19 protein-coding genes are annotated in these 18,851 nt (G+C 62.2%); 5 read left to right on the forward strand and 14 right to left on the reverse strand.

The window, feature by feature from the left end:
• Window positions 1-233 precede the first annotated feature (233 nt).
• The gene (locus VGY55_02200; GenBank protein ID HEV2968770.1) at window positions 234-635 is read right to left on the reverse strand and encodes a toxin-antitoxin system HicB family antitoxin; all 402 of its coding nucleotides are present in this window, start codon (window positions 633-635) and stop codon (window positions 234-236) included.
• Between the two features lie 573 nt (window positions 636-1,208).
• Between VGY55_02200 and VGY55_02205 the strand changes: the two genes are divergently transcribed.
• On the forward strand, window positions 1,209-4,244 hold the full coding sequence (locus VGY55_02205) for a serine/threonine-protein kinase (GenBank protein HEV2968771.1): 3,036 nt from the start codon (window positions 1,209-1,211) through the stop codon (window positions 4,242-4,244).
• Window positions 4,245-4,289: 45 nt separating this feature from the next.
• Here the strand turns inward: VGY55_02205 and VGY55_02210 are convergent, their stop codons facing one another.
• Complete coding sequence (locus tag VGY55_02210) at window positions 4,290-4,760, reverse strand: cupredoxin family copper-binding protein (GenBank protein HEV2968772.1); 471 nt, start codon at window positions 4,758-4,760, stop codon at window positions 4,290-4,292.
• 342 nt (window positions 4,761-5,102) lie between these two features.
• Here VGY55_02210 and VGY55_02215 point away from each other — a divergent pair, with 342 nt between their 5' ends.
• Window positions 5,103-5,384: a hypothetical protein gene (locus tag VGY55_02215; GenBank protein HEV2968773.1), complete on the forward strand. Its 282-nt coding sequence runs from the start codon at window positions 5,103-5,105 to the stop codon at window positions 5,382-5,384.
• A gap of 252 nt (window positions 5,385-5,636) precedes the next feature.
• Here VGY55_02215 and VGY55_02220 read toward each other — a convergent pair whose 3' ends face one another.
• Entirely contained in the window at window positions 5,637-6,083 is a 447-nt protein-coding gene (locus VGY55_02220) for a hypothetical protein (GenBank protein ID HEV2968774.1), read from the reverse strand.
• Window positions 6,080-7,729 carry a HEAT repeat domain-containing protein gene (locus VGY55_02225; protein HEV2968775.1) on the reverse strand — a complete coding sequence of 550 codons (1,650 nt, stop codon included), beginning with the start codon at window positions 7,727-7,729 and terminating at the stop codon, window positions 6,080-6,082. Before VGY55_02225 ends, VGY55_02220 begins: the two co-directional genes overlap by 4 nt.
• 335 nt (window positions 7,730-8,064) lie before the next feature.
• Here VGY55_02225 and VGY55_02230 point away from each other — a divergent pair, with 335 nt between their 5' ends.
• From VGY55_02230 to VGY55_02240, 3 genes are all read left to right on the forward strand, one after another.
• Complete coding sequence (locus VGY55_02230; protein HEV2968776.1) at window positions 8,065-8,331, forward strand: hypothetical protein; 267 nt, start codon at window positions 8,065-8,067, stop codon at window positions 8,329-8,331.
• 11 nt (window positions 8,332-8,342) lie between these two features.
• Window positions 8,343-9,248 (forward strand): metal-dependent hydrolase, encoded by a 906-nt coding sequence (locus tag VGY55_02235; protein ID HEV2968777.1) that lies wholly within the window; start codon window positions 8,343-8,345, stop codon window positions 9,246-9,248.
• Between the two features lie 219 nt (window positions 9,249-9,467).
• Complete coding sequence (locus VGY55_02240) at window positions 9,468-11,012, forward strand: family 16 glycoside hydrolase (GenBank protein ID HEV2968778.1); 1,545 nt, start codon at window positions 9,468-9,470, stop codon at window positions 11,010-11,012.
• A gap of 1 nt (window position 11,013) precedes the next feature.
• Here the strand turns inward: VGY55_02240 and VGY55_02245 are convergent, their stop codons facing one another.
• From VGY55_02245 to VGY55_02290, 10 genes are all read right to left on the reverse strand, one after another.
• A complete protein-coding gene (locus VGY55_02245; GenBank protein ID HEV2968779.1) occupies window positions 11,014-11,649 on the reverse strand; it encodes a phosphopantothenoylcysteine decarboxylase in 636 nt (211 codons plus the stop codon).
• A gap of 9 nt (window positions 11,650-11,658) precedes the next feature.
• A complete protein-coding gene (locus tag VGY55_02250) occupies window positions 11,659-12,198 on the reverse strand; it encodes a flavoprotein (protein ID HEV2968780.1) in 540 nt (179 codons plus the stop codon).
• On the reverse strand, window positions 12,195-12,458 hold the full coding sequence (locus tag VGY55_02255) for a DNA-directed RNA polymerase subunit omega (protein HEV2968781.1): 264 nt from the start codon (window positions 12,456-12,458) through the stop codon (window positions 12,195-12,197). The genes VGY55_02250 and VGY55_02255 overlap by 4 nt, the downstream gene beginning before the upstream one ends.
• 5 nt (window positions 12,459-12,463) lie before the next feature.
• Window positions 12,464-13,030: a guanylate kinase gene (gene gmk, locus VGY55_02260; GenBank protein ID HEV2968782.1), complete on the reverse strand. Its 567-nt coding sequence runs from the start codon at window positions 13,028-13,030 to the stop codon at window positions 12,464-12,466.
• Between the two features lie 147 nt (window positions 13,031-13,177).
• Complete coding sequence (locus tag VGY55_02265; protein HEV2968783.1) at window positions 13,178-14,062, reverse strand: YicC/YloC family endoribonuclease; 885 nt, start codon at window positions 14,060-14,062, stop codon at window positions 13,178-13,180.
• A 51-nt stretch (window positions 14,063-14,113) separates the two neighbouring features.
• Entirely contained in the window at window positions 14,114-14,599 is a 486-nt protein-coding gene (secG, locus tag VGY55_02270) for a preprotein translocase subunit SecG (protein ID HEV2968784.1), read from the reverse strand.
• A 120-nt stretch (window positions 14,600-14,719) separates the two neighbouring features.
• Window positions 14,720-15,478, reverse strand: a complete 759-nt coding sequence (tpiA, locus tag VGY55_02275; protein HEV2968785.1) for a triose-phosphate isomerase — start codon at window positions 15,476-15,478, stop codon at window positions 14,720-14,722.
• 152 nt (window positions 15,479-15,630) lie between these two features.
• Window positions 15,631-16,668, reverse strand: a complete 1,038-nt coding sequence (gene aroF, locus VGY55_02280; protein HEV2968786.1) for a 3-deoxy-7-phosphoheptulonate synthase — start codon at window positions 16,666-16,668, stop codon at window positions 15,631-15,633.
• 235 nt (window positions 16,669-16,903) lie between these two features.
• Entirely contained in the window at window positions 16,904-17,491 is a 588-nt protein-coding gene (locus tag VGY55_02285) for a hypothetical protein (protein ID HEV2968787.1), read from the reverse strand.
• Window positions 17,470-18,851: hypothetical protein (locus VGY55_02290; GenBank protein ID HEV2968788.1), on the reverse strand; the 1,382-nt coding region annotated here is incomplete at its 5' end. The genes VGY55_02290 and VGY55_02285, both read right to left, overlap by 22 nt.

Raw genomic sequence — 18,851 nt, forward strand, 5'->3', positions numbered from 1 at the left:
CCGGGTGACCGGTCTGGCTAGGCAAACCCCACCGGGAGCAAGGCCAAACAGGGAGCAACCGCCGGCGCGCGAGCGCCAGCGGGCGGACCGGTCCGGTCCGCTATCGACTTCCGGGTAGGCCGCTCGAGACGCCGAGCAATCGGCGCCCTAGAGAAATGGCCATCCCCGGCAGGCATCCATGCCCGCCGTGGACAGAACCCGGCTTATAGGTCCGCTCCGAATCCTTTCTTCCGCTAAGCATTCGGGATCATTTCGGCGTCGATCCGTTGCACCAGCTTCGAGATGCAGAGCTGGTTCATGCTCGTTTTGCGCGAATGCGCTTCCGTCTTGAGCGATTCGTGCAAGCACTTGGGAATCCGGACAGTGATTACGCGAGTCGCCTCGTCCTCCGGCGGCGGTTGGCCGTTCCGATCGCGAAGTTTTGTCAGCATCTGCTGCAATTCGTTGTATTCCGGCGTCTGTTCGAATTCCATCCGCGACTCGGTGTCGGGATACAGTTGATGCACGATCCCGCTGGTGCCCAGCACCTCGCGGAAGAATGTCGCCCAGTCTTTCTGCTGGTCGAACAGGAGTTGGGCTTTCGATCGGATCGCTTGCGCTTTTTCCATAATGTCGGCTCCTTCGGTCAGATTCATGGTTCACTCCGTTTTCTATCCGGTTTGGAAAAGGCCCGGACTTGCCGAAGTTTGTTCCGGTAGTCAAGTTGAACTCCGATGTCATTGCACTGCTATCACTTAGAGCGATTACAAGCTATCAGCCCACGATTTAGGCAAGTGTGCCCTCGTTCGTGCAATGGGCGAGTTGCTCATTCCTTAAGCAGGCCCTATTTTCTCAATTGCTAAAGTGTCCAACACGGGGCTGCCGAACAGGATTTAATTTGGGATATCTGAGTGCCATGGCAAACCATAAAAACGTCGTGCGCGGCGGATGACCTTCGGAAACCTCGCCACCTCGTTGCCGCAGATCCGGAGAGTTGATGGCTTAATTGACCGTGCGGCGCGAAAGAGGTTAGAATAGCCCAATCTTGGCAGTGCGTCCGGGCTTTGGTTTCTTCGCCTGCCGAATCTCATGGACATTCGTCCGTTGGATGGGCAGGGCATACCGTTTGCCGCCGGAACTCCGATCCGGGGCGCGGGTTTCCATTTCTCTGGCCGTCCCCGGCGGTTTTTGAAACTGTTTCTAGTGCCAAAGATTGGCTTGGGATTCCGATGACCGCGGGCAAGTCCAGTCAAACTCGGGTGGCTCTTCCGGCGGCGGACGCACCTCCGGCATTGGCCGGCGAAGTGCCATCGACTTCCTCATCACCGCTTGCCCCTCTCGCTTCGCCACTTCCTGGATCGAGCAGTGCGACACTGCTGGCGACCGGCCCGACGCTCCCGCCAAACTTCGACAGCGAGCGGACGGTGATCTCGAAAGAGATGCCCGCCGCCGTGCCGCTGCCGATGGCTCATTTGCCGCCAACCGAAATGGGAAGGGTCCTGCAAGGGCAGCGGCTCGGGCACTACGAGCTGCAGGAGTTCGTCGGCGGCGGCGGCATGGGAGCGGTGTTTCGCGCGCTCGACACGATGCTCGATCGCATCGTGGCGGTCAAAGTGTTGTCGAGAGTCCAATCGAACGACGAGGAAACGCTTCGGCGTTTCAAGAACGAGGCCCAATCCGCGGCCCGACTCGATCACGAAAATATCGGCCGCGTGCATTACGTCGGCGAAGACCAGGGCTGGCACTACATCGTTTTCGAATTCATCGAGGGGATCAACCTCCGCGACGTCGTCGATCGCGATGGGCCGTTGCCACTGGCCGACGCCGTGAGCTATACGCTTCAGGTGACCGATGCTCTGGCCCATGCCGCTCAGCGCGATGTGGTCCACCGCGACATCAAACCCTCGAACGTGCTCGTCACTCCCGGCGGCCGCGCCAAGCTCGTCGATATGGGATTGGCGCGGCTGCACCAGGTGGAGCACTCGGGGGACGATCTGACGGCGAGCGGAGTGACGCTCGGCACCTTCGACTACATCTCGCCCGAGCAGGCCCGCGATCCGCGCAACGCCGACGTTCGCAGCGACATCTATTCGCTCGGCTGCACGCTCTATTTCATGCTGACCGGCCGCCCGCCGTTTCCCGATGGCACGGTGCTGCAAAAGCTCTTGCAACATCAAGGCGAGGAGCCTTCCGATCCGCGAATGTTGCGGCCCGACCTGCCCGACGAACTGCTCAAGGTGTTGCGGCGGATGTTGGTGAAAGTGCCGCAGCAGCGCTACCAGCGGCCGGAGGCGCTGATCCGCGATCTCATGGCGGTGGCGACTAAGCTCGGCTTGCCGGCTCCCGCGATCAGCTCGCCGCTCTCGACGCCCAGATCGGAACCGCGGCCGCTCGTCGTACGGCATCTGCCCTGGCTCGTGCCGGTCGCCGCGCTGCTGCTGATCGCGATTATCGAGGCCGTCGTCAGCCGCTGGAGCAACGCCGACGTAACCCCGCCCCCCATCCGCCATGCGGCGGCCGCCGGCGCCGGGGCAACTTTGCGGCCTGGCGACACGGACCGCAACGTCGCCACCCAAAACGGCGACAACGCCAAATCGGCCGACGGCGAAAAATCCGCGAACCCACCGACCGGCCCCCACAGATCGTCAACCGCCACCGACAGGGCCCTTCCCCCCTCGCCCGCGAACGGAAATGAACTTTCCGCTCGATCGAGCAAATCAAAAACGGCGGGTAGGTCACCGCCAAGCGACGACCAAGATGTCGCCGCCGCGGATAAGTCGGCCGCAACCACGGACCCCATAAAGCCCGCAAGATCCGGCGGGCCGGAGGACGCGTCGCGGAGGTCGGCGGCGCCGCTGGCTCCCGCGGAGGCCGCGATCGGCGCCGCGCCGACCGCCGCCGATGCCGCCGATCTGCACAAGCTGATACAACGCTGGCTCAAGAGTCTGCTCGCCGCGGAGCGCGGCGGAGATTCATCGGCGGCGGTTCGCGTTCCTTGGGATCCGGCGGCCGCTTCGGCAACCGTCGCCGCCAGCAATTCCGAGCGTTCGCCTCGGACTGCGACCAACACCGATCCGTTCGCCGCTCCCCCAGCCGACCGGAAGGGATTGTTGATCGTCAGCCGGTCGCACGAAGGGCTGAGCGACTATACGTCGGTAGGGGAAGCCTGCCGTGCCGCCAAGAGCGGCGACGTGATCGAGCTGCGATACTCGGGACGGCTCGACAATCGGCCGATCGCTTTCTCCGGCCAACGGCTGACGATTCGCGCCGGCGACGGGTATTCGCCGGTCATCAATTTCGTGCCGCGCGAAAGCGATCTGGCGCAATCGCGCAGCATGATTTCGCTGGGCGGCAGCCAGTTGTCGCTGATCAATCTGCAGCTCGAACTAGACGTGCCGCGCGAGGTCGTCTCCCAAAGTTGGACGCTCAGCGAGATTCGGCCCGGAGAATCGATTCGCTTGGACGGCTGCACGCTCACGGTCCGCAATGCTTCCGATTCCGGCGCCGCCTATCAGCCGGACGTCGCGTTCTTCGATATTCGTGCCGTTCCTGGTCAGGGAGTGATGGCCCTGCGCGATGCGGCGATGGTGCGGCCGGCCGCTTTGCTGCAACTGAAGAACTGCATCGTCCGCGGCGAGGCCCTGTTCCTCAGGGCCAACGAATTGCAGCCCGCTCAAATCGCGTGGGAAAATGGTCTCTTGGCCACGTCCGAACGGTTCCTCGCGGCGACCGGCGGCCCGAGCGATCCCAAGCCGCAAGGGCAGGTGCAGATTGAACTGCGGCACGTCACGGCCTTCGTTCACGGCGGTTTCACGCTGCTGACGGCCACTCCCGACGCCCCGTTGGAATTGCCGCTGGAAATCAACGCCAATGACTGCATCTTCGTCGGCCGGTCCGCGGCGCCGCTCATCGAGCAATCGGGCGTTGACGAGCCGGAGGATTTGCGCAAGCACGTCACCTGGAACGGCGACCGCAATTTCTACGATGGCTTCGGCACCTTTTGGCGAATCGGCGGACCCGGCGGCGCGGAGACGACCGTGGAAATGACGTTCTCCGACTGGCAAGGTTTCTGGGGCCCGCGCGAAATTCAACCCAGCGCCGATCAAGTGGTCTGGCAGAAGCTCCCGGCGGGTGACCGCCCAGCGAATCAACACCGGCCCACCGACTACGCCCTTCGCGGCGGTGAAAACCCAGCCCACAGCGCCGCCAGCGACGGCCACGACGCCGGCGTCGAAGCCGACCAACTGCCTGCGGTCAAGGACTGATTTAGATCGCCTCACGTATCGGGCGGGTCTTAAAGAGGCGCCAGGTTACTTGACCACGATTTCACCGGTCATGTGCGGATGCACGGCGCAGAAATACGGATAGGTGCCCGGAGCGGTGAACACGAAGGAAAACTTATCGTCGGTGTCTAACGCTTTCGAATCGAAGACCGTTGGTTTGACTGCGCTGGTCGCGGTATGTGGCACATCGTCATGATTGATCCAAGTCACCTTAGTGCCCACGTGGACAGTCAACGTTTGAGGATTGAACGCAAAATTGTCGATCGTCACTTGATTGGGCGCTGCAGAAGAATCGGTGCCCGGGTTGGCAGCAGATGCGACGTCCACCGACTGCGTGACCGTTTCGTGATTTGCGGTCGCCGCTGCGCTAGTCGGTTTCTCCGCCTGCGACTTGAAACATCCGTTTAGAACCAAGAGAGACGACGACATGGCCATTCCCAGCGTCAACTTTTGGAATGTCTTAAATGTCGCCTTCCATTGACCAAACACTGCCAGCATGGTGACCTCCTAATTCGGACAGTTTGCGTGCGGCCAAAATAATGATGGCCTCCTGCCCGTTTAGACCGAGGCCGCAAATAATTTATTCCCGAGTAAGATCTAATTTCTAAGCCAGCAGTTCTGACCCGGTTTGCTCACTCGGTTGCTCAAAGCCCAAGCCACCAAAGCGCCCGGCCCGATTGACCGTTGTCGCAGCGCCGTGGTCCGCCATGACCGGTTTTAGCGCGATTTTATTCCCGCACCCAAAAATGGCTTCGTCGCCGGAATTTTGCGGGCGGGGTGACGGTCTGTAATTGCGGGACGGCGATTGTGACCGTCCGAATTGATTACAGGAGCGTTGCCATGTTTCGTCACTTTGGATTTTTCAAGCGGGCCATTGTCGCCGCAAACCTGTTGTGGGTGCCGTCCAACAGTCACGCGAATCTCAGCCCGTCGCTGCCGGCCCCAGTCCGTGCCGCAGTTCAACAAGTTGCTCGGCCAGCCGCGCGGCCCATTGCACGACCAGTTTCCGATCTGCCCGGCCGCGATCCGGCTCCAGCCGGCGAGAAAATGAATTGCGACTGCCGCGAAATGCCTTCCTACACCGGTGGGCTCACCGAAGCGCAGATGCGGGCGATGGACTGAATCAGATTCAGCGAGAGGGTGGCCGGGGCATAGCGAAGCGGTGCCCCGGTTTCAGCGCCGGGGCTTCGGCTTACGCCTCCAGCCCCGGCCACTCTGGCGCGAATGAATGTTCGCTGAATTGATGAAACGAATCGCGTTGGGGTCACGCGCGGGATGCCATAGCGGGCATTCCCTACCGACGGCGGCAGAGGGCATTCCCCACGCCTCACTGCCGCGGAGTTCCTAGCCGAATGAAGGGAATATTGCAATCCGTCAGAGGGAGTGAGAGGGGATTGCATCGTTCAAGCCGGCGAAGAGTTTTGTGCGGAGTTGTTCCAGTTGCGTCCGCTGCGAGCGGAAGGCGGGCAAGGTAATTGCGACGTCGAAGCGATCCGGGTCGAGGAACACGCCGGCCGGTTGCGGCAGTTGATCGGTGCTGGCGAGGCGCGCGAGCATGCGCCTCTCGGCGCGGGTTAGCTCGTGCAGGTTGCAAAGGCTGCGAAAGAGTTTCTTCGGGCTGTTATACAGACGCCGCCCCTCGCGGCGATTCATCAAGCGGTGCAAGAACCACAGGAAGGCGATCACGGTCACCAGCACGATGATGCTGGCGAAGATCAGGCCCGGATCGAGCTTCGTGTGGTCGACGCGGAAGTCGCGCCCCATTTCGCGCCATTGCTCGGATTCGGCGAGCAGCGCGGGGAAGTCGAGGATAAAGGTCATTGTTTTATCTCCCCAAACGGCATCGGAGGGAGCGGCATGAGCGGGGCGGCAAGTGGCGGCAGCGGCTGGGCCGGGCCGTATTTCAGCCGCTCGAGGCTTTCCTCCGCCGCCTCGCGCACGACAAGACTGCGGTCGGCGCGGGCCTCTTGAAGCGCCTGATGCACCGCCGGACTGTCGCAGTACCTTAGCGCCCGAGCCGCTTCCGCTCGAACGACGTGGTCTTCGTCGGTGAGCCGTGCGACGAATGGCTGTTCCAAATCGGGGACGATTCCCATCGCCTCGGCCGCGGCGATGCCCCGCAGCCGCCGCGTGCGCGATTTCGCGGACAATTCCTCCTTGAGGGCTGGGATCGAATCCGGATCGATCTTCTTGACCATCGCCCCGGTGCTGCGGCGGACCTCATCGTCGAGCATGTCGAAGGCGGCCAGGAACCGCCTGAAGTTGAATTCGGCCAGGCTATCGCGGACGGCACGGCGAACGACCTCGTGCGGACTTTCGAGCATTTCGACCAGGCGGGCCAGCGCCCCGGGAATCCCGCGTGGCCGAAGCTGGCCGAGCAGATTCGCCTGCACCTGCGGATCGGCGTCGCTCGTCATGCTACGCATGACGAGTGAATTGGCCTCGGCGCCGTTGAATTGGGCCAGGGCCTGCGAAGCGGCGCGTCGGCCCCCTTCGCGCCCTTTGGCCATCAGGAATTCGAGCATCTTGAACACCGCCCGGCGGCTCATCGCCGAGCGCGTGGCGAGTTGCACGGCGCCGGCCTGAGCAGCGTCGTCGAACTGCGCCAGGAACACCGGCTCGCTTTGCAGCCAGGCCAGGGCGTCGATCTTCTTGAGGTTTTGCACCACGGCGTTGGACGGCTCGGTTCCGATCTTGCGGGCCAGGCACTCCACGAATCGTGGATCGCAGCGGTGGGCCAAGAGCGTGATTGCCGCCGAGGGAGCGAACGGATCGTCGAGGAAGCTCATCGCGAGACGAATGATGCCGCTACGCGGGCTGTTCGTGAGCACTTCGATGATCGGCCGGTAGCTCGGGTCGAGCGGGTCGGACAGGATCTGCTTGAGCGTCGTGTTGTCGTGGTGCACCAGCAAGAGGAACGCCTCGATCACCGCGGTAATGCGATGCTTGCTGTAGCGGCGGACCGATTGCTCGAGATTGCCGATCACGTGCTGGCGCACGAGCTGCGGATCGCGTCGATTGCGATAGTCGCGCGGCGCGGCCAATTCGTCGTAGAGCAGCTCGGCGAGCTGCAAGAGCGTCGCGGCGACCAACGCGCGATTGGGGTTCGACTCGTCTTCCGAGGCGTTGATCAGCGCCGGCAACAGATCGTATTCATGGAACCAGAGAGTCGCCCGGCAACCGTTTTGGCAAAGCTGCGGACTGGTGGCGAGCACGGCGTCGCGCAAGGCGGCCGACATCCGGCCATGGCGCTCGGCGATGATCGCTTCCCAGCGCGGATTGATTTCGTGCAGTCGCCGGACGATCTCCTTTTGCCCGGTGATGCTATGGCGGTCCAACAGGGCCCGCAGGGCTTCGTCCTGAATCGCGAGGTGCGCGGAGTCGAGCGCCGGAATGAGAGCGGCGACGGCCGCTTCATTCTTGGTCTTGGTGAGGAGTCGGAAAGTGGCTTCCAGGCCTTTCGTCACGGAGGTATCGCCTAAATGCAACGAGATTTTCCTTGGTAAAGTCCTTATAAGAGTGTGCATCGTAATTGGGTGACGGCAAACTCCACCGGCATCCTGGCGGCTTGCCGCGAGGGAGCGATTTGCGGGCCGATTTTTCGCCGGGTTATTGATTTCCGGGTGGTGCGGGTGGAAACTTGAAAGAGCGAGCGTGACGGCGGATCGGCAATGCGCGTTTGGCGCGACGGTAACGAATCGCCGGACGATGCTTTGTGTCGTGGGCGACGCTGCCAGCGTCGGGCGGCGGATTTGGCCCTGTCCGCCGCGCGACGCTGGCCCAAGTTAGGAGTGAACTCCCTATGCCGATTCCGCTGGATGCGCCGGAAGTATTGAGTCGTGAGTTTCCAGAAATCCGCGCGCGGCTGCTGCAATTGGCCGCCGCGCTCGACCGGATGGACCGCGCCGCCGGCTCGCCCGAAGCAGACCCGCGCCGGCAGAAAGTTCGTGACGCCCTGGCGATCCTGTTGGAACCGGAACCCGATCGTGCCGAGCGAATGCAGCTTTTGTTCTCGCTGCCGTACGATCCGGAATGGAAGCAGGAATTCAAATCGAGCCGCAGATCGTGAGAAATTGACCCATGTACTACATTGATCCACATATCCACATGGTCTCGCGGGTCACGGACGACTACGAGACGCTGGCCAAGATGGGTTGCGTCGGGATGAGCGAGCCGGCGTTTTGGGCCGGGTTCGATCGCAGCAGCGCGGATAGCTTTCGCGACTACTTTCGGCAGTTAACCGACTTCGAGCCGCGACGGGCCGCGGCCTACGGCATCAGCCATTTCACTTGGATCTGCATCAACGCCAAAGAGGCGGAGAACGTCAGCCTGGCCCGCGATGTGATTCGATTGATCCCGGAGTTTCTCGATCGGCCGGGCGTGCTGGGGGTGGGCGAGATCGGGTTGAACAAGAACACGCGGAACGAATCGACCATATTCTTCGAGCAGGCCGAGTTGGCCCACCGGCTCAAGCAGCAGATTCTGATTCACACGCCGCATCTGGATGACAAGTACAAGGGCACCCGGATGATCCTCGACATGCTGGCCGATTTCCGCTCGCTGGACCGGCAACGGGTGCTCGTGGATCATGTCGAGGAACACACGATCCGGCTCGTGCTCGAGCAAGGCTATTGGGCCGGCATGACCTTGTACCCGGTCAGCAAATGCACGCCGGAGCGGGCCGTCGATATGGTCGAGATGTACGGGCCGGAGCGGCTGTTGGTGAATTCGGCCGGGGATTGGGGACCGTCAAAGCCCACGGCCGTGCCCGATTTTATTTTGGCCATGCGAAAACGTGGGCATCCGGAATCGCTGATCCGGCGGGTGGTTTACGAGAATCCGCTGAAGTTTTTTGGCCAGAGCCGGAATTTCGAGTTCACACCACCGGACCAGACTGCCGCCGAACCGCAACCGGCGATTTCGGCTGGCGGCAACGGATTGCATTCGCCCGATCCGCAAGCGAAAATGGCCGTCGCTCGCGAGTGACGGAGTAATGTCAGCCTGCGGCTCGGCACTGGCCGACTGCGCTGGCCACACGAGCGTGGTCAGTGCCACACGATTGAACGCCCGAGTTCCGACGCATGCACCCTTCGGTTCGCAAGCGAACCGGCTAACGGGCGACCAATGGCGGGGCCATCCCGCCGCGAGCGGCGGGGCTAACTTACGATTTCCGACCTCCGACCTCTGACCTCCAACCACCAAACCATGAAACACACGTTCAACATCCTCCTCGCGCTGTCGCTATCGTACGTTCTTTCCTCCGCCGCTCGGGCCGACGGGCCGGCCGATGAAGTTGGCTTCAAATCGATCTTCAACGGCCACGACCTCAAGGGCTGGGACGGCGATCCGGCGCATTGGTCGGTCAGCGACGGCGCGATCATCGGCGAGACGACCACGGACAATCCGCTCAAAGTCAATTCGTTCCTGATCTGGCGGCAGGGAGAAGTGGACGATTTCGAGCTGCGTTGCTCGTATCGGCTCACCAGCGATTGGGGCAACTCGGGGATTCAATATCGCAGCAAGGAAATGAAGGAGATTGGCCCCTGGGTCGTCGGCGGCTACCAGGCCGATATCGAATCGGGCGAGCAGCATACGGGCGGAATGTATGAGGAGCGGGTCCGCGGGATCGTGGCCAAGCGCGGGCAGACCGTCACGGTGGATGCCGACGGCAAGATCGCGCAAGGTCCGCCGGCTGGCGATCCCAAGGAACTGCAGAGCTTCGTCAACAAGAAAGATTGGAACGACTACGTTGTCATCGCCCAGGGAAACCATCTGACGCAAAAGATCAATGGCCACGTGATGTGCGAAGTGATCGACGAGCAGTCGTCGAAGCGGGCGTTTTCGGGAATCCTCGCCTTGCAATTGCACGCCGGCAAACTGCCGATGCACGTCGAGTTCAAGAATATCCGGCTCAAGCGGCTACCGCTCGCCGATCGGAAGAAAGTGGTGATGGTCGCCGGCAAGCCAAGCCATGGGCCGGGCGAGCATGAATTCAACGCCGGCACGCTGTTGCTCAAGAAGTGCCTAGACGAAAACGCTCCTCAGGTACTGGCCGCGGCCTATCTCAACGGTTGGCCGGACGATCCGACGGCCTTCGACAACGCCGACGCGATCATGCTTTACATGGACGGCGGCGAGAAGCACCCGGTCGTCGCCCGAAATCGGCTGGCCGAGATCGATCGATTGACGAAGCGCGGCGTGGGCGTGATCTGCGCCCATTACGCGGTGGAAGTTCCCAAGGAGAAAGGGGGCCCCGAATTCGAGCGCTGGATCGGCGGATACTTTGAAACCTTTTGGTCGATCAATCCGACGTGGTACATGACCAGCGCGACGCTCGCCAAGGACCATCCCATCACTCGCGGCGTCAAGCCGTTCGACATCAAGGACGAATGGTACTACCACATGCGGTTCCGGCCGAATATGGAGGGAGTGACGGCCATCTTGAGCGCCGTTCCGCCGGACGAAACTCGAAAAGGGCGCGACGACGCTCACGGCGGCAATCCGGCCGTGCGGGCCGACATCGGCAAGAACGTCCCCGAGATTCTCTGCTGGGCGGCGGAACGCCCCGACGGCGGCCGCGGCTACGGCTTCACCGGCGGCCACTATCATCTCAACTGGGGAAACGACGACTACCGCAAGCTGATGCTCAACGCGATCCTCTGGACCGCGAAAGCCGAGGTGCCGGCGGATGGCGTTAAGTCAACCGTTTCGGCGGATGATCTGAAGGCGAATCTCGATAAGAAGCGGTAGGTTACCTTCCGCCGATCAACCGCTCCTCGATAATCTGAAAAACGCCGCGGGCGACCTCGTCCTTCAAACCCGCGATCGCGGCGACGATCGCGCCCGTGCTATCGAGGACCTCGACCGAATTCTCGGGGGATCCGATCGCCGCGGGGCTATTGAGCACGATCAGATCGCAGCTTTTCCTCTCCAACTTAGTCACGGCGCGGAAGCGATGGTCCTCGGTTTCCAGCGCGAAGCCGACGAGCCACTGCTCCGGCCGCTTCGCCGCGCCGAGCGTCGCCACGATGTCGGACGTTTCGTGTAATTCGAGCACCAGCGGCTCGCCATTGCGGTGGATTTTGTGCGGCTCAACTCTCACGGGACGATAGTCGCACGGCGCGGCCACGCCGATCAAGCCGTCGCAGCGAGGAAAGACCTCTTGGCAAGCGGCGAGCATCTCCTCGGTTGAGACGACGTCGATGACTCGTGCCGCGGCCGGATAATTGATCTCCACTGGCCCGGTGACGACGATCACCTCGTGACCTCGCGCCACCGCCGCCTCGACCAGTGCCCTCCCCATCCGCCCGCTCGATGCATTACTCAGATACCGCACGGGATCGAGATACTGCCGCGTCGGACCGCTGGTGATGAGCAATCGGGACATTGACCAACATCACTGCGCCAGAATCTTCAAGATCGCATCGCGGATTTGTTCCGGATCGGCCATTCGGCCGATGCCGCGGGTGCGGCAACTGAGCCAGCCCTCTTCGGGACCGATGAAATGGACGCCGTCGGCTCGCAGTCGTTCGACGTTCCGCTGCACGGCCGGCTTGTCCCACATCTGGTCGTTCATTGCCGGGGCCACGAGCACCGGCCCTTTGAACGCCAAATAGAGCGTGCTCAAGAGGTCGTCGGCCAAGCCGAGCGCCGCTTTGGCCAGGAAGTTGGCTGTCGCCGGAGCGACGCAAAGCAGATCGGCGTCGGCCAAGTCGATATGGACGCCCAGCGGGTGGTCGGGGTCGTTGAACGCCGATCGCAAGACCGGCCGGCCTGTGAGGGCCTCGAATGTGGCGGGGCCGATGAACTTGCCCGCCGCGCGGGTCATAACGACCCGCACGTCGGCGCCGCCTTGGACCAATTGGCTCGCCAGCGCCGCCACTTTGTAAGCGGCGATCCCACCCGTCACGCCGACGACCAGCTCGCGGCCGTTCATAGCTTCGTAAGATCGAGTTCAGGGGGACCGCCCCCTTCGTCGTGTTCGCCCGTGATGCGCAAATTCGCCGAAGTATCGAGGTAGATCTTGTCGCGCATGATCTCCTGAATCACGATTTCCAGCTTGTTTTCGGTTTCCAGATCGACCAACGGCCGGCTGCCGGCATTGAGGGCCACGAGCCGCTTCTGGATCAGGGTCGAGAGCTTGAAGCGGCCCCCGACCTTGTTGACGATTTCTTCCTCGCGGAGTTCATCGAGCATTGCGATTAGGTCTCCAATTGTTTCAGAATCTGTTCGATCTCTTGAACCGCGCGATCGACCGAGCGGTTGATTATTCGATACCGATAGTGTTCGGCATGGGCCAATTCGCGGCGGGCGACCTCCAGGCGACGCTGAATCACCTCTTCGCTCTCCGTGTTGCGGCCGCGGAGCCGCCGCTCCAGCTCGTCGAGCGATTCCGGTTGGACGAAGATCGTCACCGCGTCCGGATACTGCTCCAGAATGGCCAAGGTCCCATCGACGTCAATCTCTAAGACTACCCACTTGCCGTCCGCTAATCTAGGGGCCACCTCGCTCTTGAGCGTTCCGTACCAATATCCCAGGCCAAAGACCTCGAAGCATTCCAGAAACTCGCCGGCCCGCCGCTTGCGCTCGAACTCCTCAAGCGAGAGGAAGTGATAATCGACGCCATCCCGCTCGCCGGGGCGCGGCGGCCGAGTGGTCGCGGAAACGCTCGCCACCAGCCGTTCACAGCGCGCAAACAACTCGCGGACAATGGTTGTCTTCCCCGCGCCGGCGGGACCTGAAATCACGATGAGTCGGCCGGAAGCCATGATAAGTGCGAAGTACGAAGTACAAAGTACGAGGCAAAGAGCGAAGCACGACAACATGCGCGTCGGCGACGAAAACCAACGTTGCCGGGAGCGGCCGCCGCTCGTCGTTGCTTGAATTCGTACTTTGTACTCTGTACTTCGTACTTACTATTCCACGTTTTGGATCATCTCGCGCAGTCGCTCGATGGCCGTTTTGATTTCGATCACGTGGCGAGCGATTTCGACGTCGGTGCTTTTCGAGCCGATCGTGTTCACCTCGCGAAACAGTTCTTGGATCAGAAACTCTAGCTTGCGGCCCGAACTCTCGGCCAGCCCCATGATCGTGTCGAATTGCTCCAGATGGCTCCGCAGGCGGACGATTTCCTCGGAAATATCGGAGCGTTCCGCGAAGATGCTGACTTCCCGGATCAAATCGGCCGGATCGAGCGTCACGCTCTGCTCGGCCAGCAGCTTCTTGAGCCGCTCTTCGAGCCGCGTGCGATAGGCCTCGACCAACAGCGGCGCGCGGTCGGCGATCCGGTCGAGTTCGCCGGCGATCGCGCGGCAGTTGCAATGCAAGTCGGCCGCCATCGCGCGGCCTTCCTCCGCCCGCATGTGCGAAAGGTTTTGCATCGCGGCGTCGATCGTCCGTGCGATCAGCGGCCAATCCTCGAGAGCGGCCGATGCCGCCCAGGGCTGTTCGTTCACCACCCCTGGCAGCGCGAGCAGGTGCTCGAGCGTCGTGGTGCGGGGCAAATTCCACTCGGCCGGCATTTCGTTCAACTGCCGCCAATAGGCAATGAGCACAGCCGTGTTCAAGCGATACGCTTCAGACGAGACGGGCCGATCCACTCGCAGATTCACCTGAACCGTGCCGCGTTTGATCTGCTCGCGCACCAGACCTTCGATCTGCGGTTCGAGCGAGTTATAGCCTTCGTTCGAGCGAAAGCTGATCTTGAAGTAGCGGCTGTTGATCGTCCGCAGCTCGATCGCCACGGTGACGCCGTTTTCTTGCGACCGCGCCTCGCCAAAACCGGTCATGCTAAGCAGCAAGGCGGCATCCTCTCAATGCAATGGTGCGGCGGCCGCGGACTTCGGTCCGCGCTATTTGCTCGATGTCGGCGCCGGCGTCTCCGCGGGCTTCGCGCCGGAAGTCGAGGCGCCCGAAGTCGAACCACCGGACGATTTGTCCGACGTCGGCGAAGCGCCGCCGTCCGTCTTGGCCGCGGTGCTCGAGGTCCCGGCTGGACTGGCCGCACCGGATTTGCCGGATTTGTCGCCGGACGTTGTCGGAGCGGCACCTGTCTTTTCGGTCGCAGTCGAGCCGGTCGATCCGGGCGACGATCCACTGAACTTGTTCTCACTCGACGAAAGAAGCTTGATCGACGCCACACAGAGCAGAATCCAGACCACGGCGGTCCACAGGGTGATCTTCGTGAACAGGTCTCCGGCCTTGGCGCCGAAAGCACTTTGTCCTCCCATTCCGCCAAGCGCACCGGCCAATCCGCCCCCACGGCCGCGCTGCACCAGCACGATCAGGACTAGGAATACTTCTACCAGAACCAGTAACAAGCCAAGAAAGAACGACATTTCAGAACCTTCTAGAATCAGAGTTCGAATGAAACCAACTAGCGGGCGAAATCGGCCGAACCACGGGCACATGTGGCGGAATTCGCCAGAATTCCGGGCTCCACAAGCGGCGTCGGCCGTCTACCGCGGGCAGCCAGCAACGATGCCGAAAAAGTCGGCCGCCTTCAGGCTCGCGCCGCCGACCAAGGCCCCATCGATATTCGGCTGGGCCAACAGCTCGGCAGCGTTGTCCGGCTTCACGCTGCCACCATATTGGATTCGCACCGCCGCCGCAACGTCAACATTGTAATGCGTTTCCAGCAGTTTGCGAAGGTCCAAATGGACTTCTTCCGCTTGTGCGGGCGTGGCGACTTTTCCCGTGCCGATCGCCCAGACCGGCTCGTAGGCGATCACGACCTGCCGCATCTGGTCGGCCGTCACGCCGGAAAGCGAACCCTCGAATTGGTGGCGGATCACTTCGCCCGTCCGACGCGCCTCGCGCTCGGCAAGCTGCTCGCCGACGCAGACGATTGGCGTCAGTCCGCTGGCCAGCGCCGCGATCACTTTATGATTCACATCGGCGTTCGACTCTTTGAACACGTGCCGGCGCTCGCTATGCCCGAGGATTACATAACGGCAGCCGCCGTCGACGAGCATCTTCGGGCTGACTTCACCGGTGAAGGCGCCGCTGGGAAGGTGATACATGTTTTGCGCCCCCAGCCCGACCGGCGAACCGGCGAGCGCATGGCGCACGGCTTCCAAATAGACGAACGGCGGACAGACGGCCAAATCGACGGCCGGGAATTCCCTCGCGCGCTTGGCCATCTCGGCGGCCAGCGCCACGGCGCCCGCCCGATCGAGATTCATCTTCCAGTTGCCGGCAATAAACGGACGTCTCATGCGATTGTTCCTCGTTGGCTCAATGTTCCGGCGGAGCTTCAAATCTGATTTGACGGGTGCCATGGCCACTGCTCTGAGTGGCCATGCGCCGACACAATCCATGCCCACGCCGTGCCGTGGGCATGGCACCTAGGCCTAATGAGTACCCTGGTCTAGCTTCGTTGCATCTGCGTCGCGCCGATCGTTTTTCCAAACAATTCCGCCAATTTGCGAATCTGCGCCGCCACTTCCGCGTATTGATGCGGCAGGAGCGCCTGCGGGCCGTCGGAGAGCGCCTCTTCGGGACAATTGTGGACCTCGATGTGAACTCCGTCTGCCCCGGCCGCCACGCCGGCCAGCGCGCAGGCCGGAATCAAATCGGGCCGCCCCGTCGCGTGGCTCGGATCGACGATGATCGGCAAATGCGAGAGCGCTCGGACGCTGGGGACCGCCGCCACGTCGTAAAGGTTGCGGGTCGCCTTGTCGAAGCTCTTGATGCCGCGCTCGCAGAGCACGACGTTGGGATTCCCTTGCGACAAAATGTATTCCGCGCTCATCAACAGGTCTTCGATCGTCGCGCTCATCCCGCGCTTCAAGAACACCGGCTTGCTCGTTTGCCCGACCTCGGTGAGCAGGACGAAGTTCTGCATGTTGCGGGCGCCGACCTGGATCATGTCGGCATATGCGGCCACCAGTTCCACGCGGCGCGGGTCCATCACCTCAGTCACCACCGGCAGGCCGTGCTTCTGACACGTGTCGCGGAGGATTTTGAGGCCTTCCTCGCCCATGCCTTGATACGCATAAGGGCTGGTTCGCGGCTTGAAGGCGCCGCCGCGGAGGATATTCGCTCCGGCGGCCTTCACCGCGGCGGCAATCTGATCCATTCGCTCAGCCCCTTCCACCGCGCATGGCCCGGCAATCATTCCCAAATGCCCGCCGCCGATCTTCACGCCCGAGACATTCACGATCGTAGGCTCAGGCTGGGCCTCGTTGCTGGCCAGCTTGAACGGCGGCAGCACGGGAATGACCTCGGCCACGCCGGAAATCGCCCGCAGCGGAGCGACTTGCAGCTTCGCCTCGTCGCCGATCACGCCGATCACCGTGCGATACGCCCCGCGGCTAAGATGCGTCCGCAGCCCCAGGGCTTCAACCCGCTCGATGACGTGCTGGACCTGGTCATCCGTAACGTGCGATTTGAGAATGATGATCACGGCAGGAGGCTCGGGGATGGGATCGGAGGTCGTAATTTCGCCCGCCGCTTGTTGCGGGATGGGCCGCGTCAGTGGTCACGCGTTAGCCGGTTCGCCTGCGAACAGGAAGCTACGGCAGTCCCGCCATCTTAACCACTCAAGCGCTGCCGCGAAACTGGGGGTTGCACTGGCCAGTCCGCCGCGGCGGATCGGCCAGTGCCGGCTCGCCCACCAACGTTACTCACCGCTTCGGAATTCAACCGCGCCAATGAGCTTGCTGCTGTTGTTCGGCAGAACTCATGCTAGTGCTCCACGACCGCGCTCGGCGGCGGTTTGCTAGGAATTGGTGGATGGCAAACATGCCGATCAGCGGGAAAGGCCAGGCGATCCAGGGGACGAGATGAAGCCACGAGGGAAGCGGTTTCGCGACTTCCACGTCGAAACCAATCGGGACGGCGCCGCTTCGATCTGACACCTCGACCTCTATATGCCAACGGCCGGATTCGCTGAAGTTTAGCTGCGCCGAGCGCAGCAGTTTGTTGGTCGCCACGTCCGCCTTCGCCGGGGCGCTCGTTGTGTCGCGCGCGCGATTGGCCGGACAGGCATGGACGGCTGGGGCAAAACTCAACGGCGCCGGCTGCCCGGTGTCGGCGTCTTGCACGAGCACACTCACGTCCACCGGCCCCACCCGCAGCGGCGTCGGCGAAGTGAAAATGGTAATCACCAAGCCTCCGCGCCGCTCGGAGAATCGCACGGCGCCGCCGTCCGCGAATGCGAATCGCGCCGTAGCGCCGAGCGCGAGCCAGGCTGCGGAGAGCAGAATTACGATGACACTACGGCGCATGAGTTGGGCGGAAAGGTGTAAGCCTGATATTTTGAAATCGGCATCATGCCGCGCATCTGCATTGGCTGAAGAACGATCCACACGCCCGCGGCAAACAACAGGAACATCACAAGCGACCACGGGATGAAGGCCTTTAGAGCGCCTGACAAATCGGGGTGGCCGGGGCTGAACCGAAGGGAATCCCCGGTTCGCGGGCCCGCCGGGGCTTCGGCTGCGTCTCCGGCCCCGGCCACCCCTTGACGCCTCGATTTATTAGCCACCCTCAGCGCAATGCGGTAACCAACGTAAAGCGAAAGCAGCAAGCCGACATCCAGAAATAGAATCTGCAAGCGCGGGAGCCAATCCGAGACCGGTCCGCAGCAACTGCAGGTCCAGAGTGGATCGCCGAGGGCCGTCCACCCGAGGTCGCCCGCGAACCGCTGCGTCGTCGGCACGATTGTCTCAAAGCTGGTCACAAAATGAAAGCAGTAGTGTGCCAGCCACATTGCGAACCCGAGCGGAACTAAGGCATAGGACCAGCGCGTTGAGGTCTCCAACCAGCTTTCGCTGGATTGGCCCCACCGGCGGCTTATCATTGCCGCGCCGCCGACCAACGCCAACGGCGCAAGGACGAGCGCGACGAGATAAAAGCCCGTCGTGAGCGGGACCATCGAATGCAGTCCCAGCAAGGACCGCAAACGCTCTTCCCAATCGACCACGGGGCCGACCATCCCCGCGGCGTTGGCGAAAGCTCCGAAAACCAAGACGAGCACGAGCGCAGCGACGTCCACGCGGCGGTTAAAGCGGCCGATTCCGGAGCGGACTGCGCTGCGCCACAACTCTCCTCCCGGCGTCACCGCGAGAATCCCGACATTCTCGTGCGGGCAGGAATGGATGCAATCGAGGCAAAACGTGCAATCCAGGTTGCCCGCCTTTCGGGGTTGGTACAGCTTCAATTCGCATCCGGGAATTTCGTCGCTGCCGCGAATGCATTCCTTCGTCCGACAAGAAGCGCACACGTCCGGATCGCGAACCTTGACCTCAAACGGCGAGACGAGCGATTGCACGAAATTGAACTGACCAATCGGGCAAACATACTTGCAAAAGGCGGCCCCGCGGAACAAGCCGTCGATCGCCAGCGCCGCCACGAAGTAGCCCACCGCGATCCAGGCCGTCCAACGCGGGCTGTCCCACAGAGAAAACGCTTCGTAGGCCCAGAAGAACAACCCCAACAGCAGAACAGCCAGCCACTTGTTTCTCAGCCGGCGCGGCCAACTCCAGCCCGCGGGCAGGAATCGGCGGGCCAGAGTTCGCGGCATCATGAAGGGACAGGCCATGCAGAACACGTTTCCGGCGACGAGCAGCCCCAAAACGACCAGAC

The sequence above is a fragment of the Pirellulales bacterium genome, from assembly GCA_035939775.1.
Lineage (GTDB): Bacteria > Planctomycetota > Planctomycetia > Pirellulales > DATAWG01 > DASZFO01.